The following is a 4620-nucleotide window of genomic DNA, read 5'->3' on the forward strand; positions in this document are numbered from 1 at the left end:
GTGCTTTTTACAACTGAAGCACCACTGGGGAATGTTGCCCTTTTGGGCAAGTACGAAAAAGTTGTCGTGGGTCAGCGCCTAATCGCCCTTCGTTCTAAAGGTAAGCTTACTCATGAATATCTAATGTACCTTTTACTTCATCCATTTATTCAGGGGCTTATCCAAAATAGATCTAGTGGTAGCACTGTAAAAGGTATTCGAACAAAAGAGCTATACGAAATTGAACTTCCGGTTCCTGATAAACTGTACCAGGAAAGGTTTTCTGAAATTTTCTTGGCAGTAAATTCACTAAATAAAAAAGAACATGATTCTTTATCATTAACCAGTGATGCGTTTGAATTGTTGAGCCAGAAAGCCTTTTCCGGCCAACTCTAAGGAAAGAGTATGATCCACGAAATCAGAATTAATCCGCCCGTTGCAACATATAGTGAAGCTGCGGTTCTTGATGATCTTCGCCGGGTCAATTTTATTTTCGGCTCTAACGGCGTTGGTAAAACAACAATTAGCCGTATTCTTGAGCAGGCATCAGGCCATCAGCACTGTCAGTTAGTTTGGCAACACCATAATCCTTTGCAGGTCATGGTTTACAATCGGGATTTTGTGCAGAGAAACTTTGAACAAAGCCCGAATCTTGCTGGTGTTTTTACCCTTGGAGAAAACCAAGTTCAAGCAGAGCTAGAGATTGCAAGGCTGCAAAAAGAAGTTGTTAAACATACAGATGAAGTTAATAAGCTGAATGTTAATCTTGCAGGTGTTGATGGGCATTCTGGAAAAAAAGCCGAACTTCTACTGCTGGAAGCACAGCTAAAAGAAAGCTGCTGGCAGCAAAAGCAGCGATACGACGACTACTTTCAGGTGGCATTTACTGGTTTTCGTGCCAGTGCTGAGAAGTTTAAAGAAAAGGTGTTATCAGAGCATCAATCAAATACAGCAGACCTTTTCACTTTTGATGTATTGAATGAAAAAGCAAAAACAGTATTCGATGATGCTGTACAAGCGGTTGCGTTGTTCATTAACCTAGATATTCAGGCTTTCAACGATTTACATGAAACACCAGTACTAAACAAATCTGTTGTTGGTAATGAAGACGTTGATATCGCTGGATTGATTAAGCATCTTGGTAATAGCGATTGGGTGAAGCAAGGTATGCATTACCACGCGGAAGACCCCTCAATATGCCCATTCTGCCAACAAACGACACCTGAATCTTTTGCCCTGAATTTACAAGAGTTTTTTAGCGATACTTACGCCAATGATCTGCAAAAAATAAGTACGATACATCAGTGCTACCAACAACTTGCCCAGCAGATTTTGCAGATTGCAGAAGAGAATCTAATTATACAAAATCATTTTCTCGACAAAGATCTTTACGCTGCGCATTTACAGACTCTGAGTGAGTTACTGCAGTCCAATATCTCTTTACTGTCAAAAAAAATGGCAGAGCCAAGCCATAAAGTTGAATTACACCCGATTGAAGCGTGTCTTGCTGAGCTGCAAAGTCTCACCACGGCAGCCAATACATTGTCCTTAGAGCACAACCAAATTGTTGCGAATAGAGCAGCAGAAAAGTCATTGTTGACTCAGCAAATATGGAGATTTGTAGTCAATGAGTTATCGACGACACTGTCGCAGTATACCAAAAACAAGGTCAGGCTAACGAAGGCCGTTAGTGGCATGGAAGCTCGCATTATTGCTAAAAATTCACAACTTGCTGACTTCAGCGCCGAGCTACACCAATGGCAGCGGCAAGCCACTTCAACCCTGCCAACTGTTACGGCGATTAATCAATTACTGATTAGTTTCGGATTCTTTTCCTTTTATATTTCAACTTCAGAGGATCAACGGCACTATCAAATCGTCAGAGCAAACGGTATGGATGCCAGCCGCTCTCTCAGTGAGGGAGAGAAAACGTTTATTACATTTTTGTATTTTTATCATTTAATCCAAGGCTCTACTCATACTGATGGTGTCAGCGCTCCAAGGGTTGTTGTCTTTGATGATCCAATATCGTCCTTAGACAGCGATATTTTGTATATCGTTAGCAGCCTCATCAAAGGGATTATTGCAGATTGCCGTTCTGATCGAGCGCAAATTAAGCAGGTTTTTCTTCTAACGCATAATGTCTATTTTCATAAAGAAATTACCTATAACCCAAGCCGCCGTCCCGCAAATGCTGTGATGAGTGACGAATCTTTTTGGTTAGTCAAAAAATCACAATCTTCATCAGTGGACCGGTGTACTGAAAATCCAATTCGTTCAGCATATGAGCTGCTGTGGGACGATGTCAAAAAGAACAATATCTCTAGTGTCAGCTTGCAAAACACACTTCGACGGATCCTTGAAAACTACTTCACGATGTGGGGCGGTATGAAGAAAGACGAGATTTGTGAGCTTTTTGATGGTAGGGAGAAGCTTATATGTCAGTCACTATTTTCATGGGTGAATGATGGTTCTCATTCGGTCCATGATGACCTTTACATAAATCAGGGGGTGCAGACCAATACTGCTTATCTTCAAGTATTCAAGAATATTTTCGTCAAGGCGAAACAAATAGGGCATTACAATATGATGGTTGGTTACTGCGATACTTTAGAAGAGCAAGCCGCTTTAGGCGAGGTTGAGAGTATGTCTGTGTCCGTTGCAGACTCAGCTATGCCTGACGGTGAAAGTGAACTAATAGTATGACAACGACTATCAACGATAAATACTTGCATGCCCTAAGCCTCACCAGCGACTGGCTAACCGTCTCTGAGTGGGCCTGCAAGGTTGCCGAGGTATACCCAGACTTACTGGTTGCTGCCGACGCGCAAGCGGCCAAGCAGAAAAATGACACCACAGGTCTTCGTGAAATTGCCGCACGCTTAAGCTCTCGCCTATCAAGTGGTGGTTTTGGCGCTTCGGTCGAAGTTGATGCCAGCGAACGGCCAAAAAAAGTGCGCTTTTTAACGCCTAGCGAGCAACAGCAACATGAGGCTGAAGAGGTCGAAGAAGACTTAGCACCGCTGCGCCGTATTGATATTATCAAACGCGACAGTGAGCAACTGAGTGTTGCTGAGCAATACCGAATTGACGAGTTTGAAGCCATTAGCCGCCAGCTGAAAGCTTACTTTGGCCTGGACTTTGAAGTAGACCATGCTGCTGCATTACTTAATAGCAAGGCACCAGGTAAACATCATCCTGATAATTTGCAGCTGTTATTAAAAGCCCATAACGCAAAGAAACACGCCAGCAACTGGCCACGCTTTAGCTTTACTGAGCAAAAGCAGTACATTGAAGCCGCCATAACCCTACAAACCTTGGTAGCAGTCAGAATGGATGTTGAAGTGGAAACCCGGGTACAGGCATCACTTTTAAGTCGGTTAGAAGCGGTTTATGGGAGCTAAGGAAACAACATGCAGATAAAGTCCATCACCATCCAAAACTTTAAAGGCATCCGCCGAAAGGCTGTGATCCCGCTTGCCCCAGTAACTATGCTGTTTGGCGCTAATAGCTCTGGGAAAAGCAGTATTTTACATGCGCTAGTGTACCTGTATGAGCTATCGGTTATTAAAAACGTTGACCCTGAATATTCCAGCGTTACAGGTGAGCATGTTTACTTGGGCGGGTTTGCCGAACTGATCAACTGTAAGGATCATACCAAAGTGATAACACACGGAGTGTCTTTCTACTTAGGATTTGACCAATGAGTCATATTGAAACTGCCGTGCTTGCTTCAAAAAGGATTGAAGCGATTTTGCGTGAAGGCTTTGCAGCGGAAGGGCGAGGTTTGCATGAATACTTAGGTAGCGTTGAGCACCGTATTCCCAGCCATGTTGTAAAAAAAGCCCGTTATATCGCGTCTGTTAGAAACCAGGTTGTCCACCAAGAAGGTGTGATTTTTGATTTAAGCGAATTCAATCAAGCTGTTGAATATGTCGTCCTCGCACTAAATACTCAGCTTGAGCAGGAAAGAATCGAGCGTGAGCATCAGGAAAACTTGAAGCGTGAGCAGGAAAGAATCGAGCGTGAATATCAGGAAAACTTGAAGCGTGAGCAGGAAAGAATTAAGCGTGAACATCAGGAAAGGCTTAATCGTGACCAACAAAAAAACCATGATAAACAATATCTTGATGGGGGTTCGAATGAAAAGGCTTGTAGTGAGTGTAATGATATAAATCTGGCTTATGATTACGTTGCGTCGCAGAATAGATACTTATTATTTTTTTTGCTTACTTTAATATGTACATGCACTTATTTGTTTTTAAATCTTCTTGCAGAGAAAGAAGGCAGAAAGAACGATGCTAGAAACCATTCATCAAGAATTGGTTATCTTCGACAGGAGCTCGATAATGCAAAGAGTGAAGTAACTAAATCGTGTGAAGTTTATTTCCCGGTTGTTGCCGAAGACTTAGGCGTAGATGTTGGTGAGGCTTCCTTATTAACTATTAAAGAAGAAACTACTATTGAGATTGTTGAATCAGAAGATGATATAAAATCAATACAAAAACGCTTAAATGAGTTAGCTTTTGAAGCAGGTCAAGTTGATGGATTGTTTGGCAGTGCAACTACGTTAGCCATTCAAAAATTTCAAAAGTTGAATGGTTTAAATCCAACGGGAGTTCTACTCGAAGTGGAATTAGA

The 4620-nt window shown here is 42.1% G+C and carries 5 protein-coding genes; all 5 read left to right on the forward strand.

Translation table 11 applies throughout. The features are described 5' to 3' along the window. Positions 1–375, forward strand: a 375-nt coding sequence (locus QWF21_RS17850) for a restriction endonuclease subunit S (protein WP_330089396.1), incomplete at its 5' end; no start/stop codon positions are given. 9 nt (positions 376–384) lie between these two features. After that, positions 385–2685 carry an AAA family ATPase gene (locus QWF21_RS17855; protein WP_330089397.1) on the forward strand — a complete coding sequence of 767 codons (2301 nt, stop codon included), beginning with the start codon at positions 385–387 and terminating at the stop codon, positions 2683–2685. Next, positions 2682–3383 carry an HNH endonuclease gene (locus QWF21_RS17860; protein ID WP_330089398.1) on the forward strand — a complete coding sequence of 234 codons (702 nt, stop codon included), beginning with the start codon at positions 2682–2684 and terminating at the stop codon, positions 3381–3383. Before QWF21_RS17855 ends, QWF21_RS17860 begins: the two co-directional genes overlap by 4 nt. A gap of 9 nt (positions 3384–3392) precedes the next feature. After that, the gene (locus QWF21_RS17865; RefSeq protein WP_330089399.1) at positions 3393–3686 is read left to right on the forward strand and encodes an AAA family ATPase; all 294 of its coding nucleotides are present in this window, start codon (positions 3393–3395) and stop codon (positions 3684–3686) included. After that, on the forward strand, positions 3683–4620 hold a 938-nt coding region (locus QWF21_RS17870), incomplete at its 3' end, for a peptidoglycan-binding domain-containing protein (RefSeq protein ID WP_330089400.1). The genes QWF21_RS17865 and QWF21_RS17870, both read left to right, overlap by 4 nt.

Source organism: Alkalimonas mucilaginosa, from assembly GCF_036327005.1.
Classification (GTDB): domain Bacteria; phylum Pseudomonadota; class Gammaproteobacteria; order Enterobacterales; family Alteromonadaceae; genus Alkalimonas; species Alkalimonas mucilaginosa.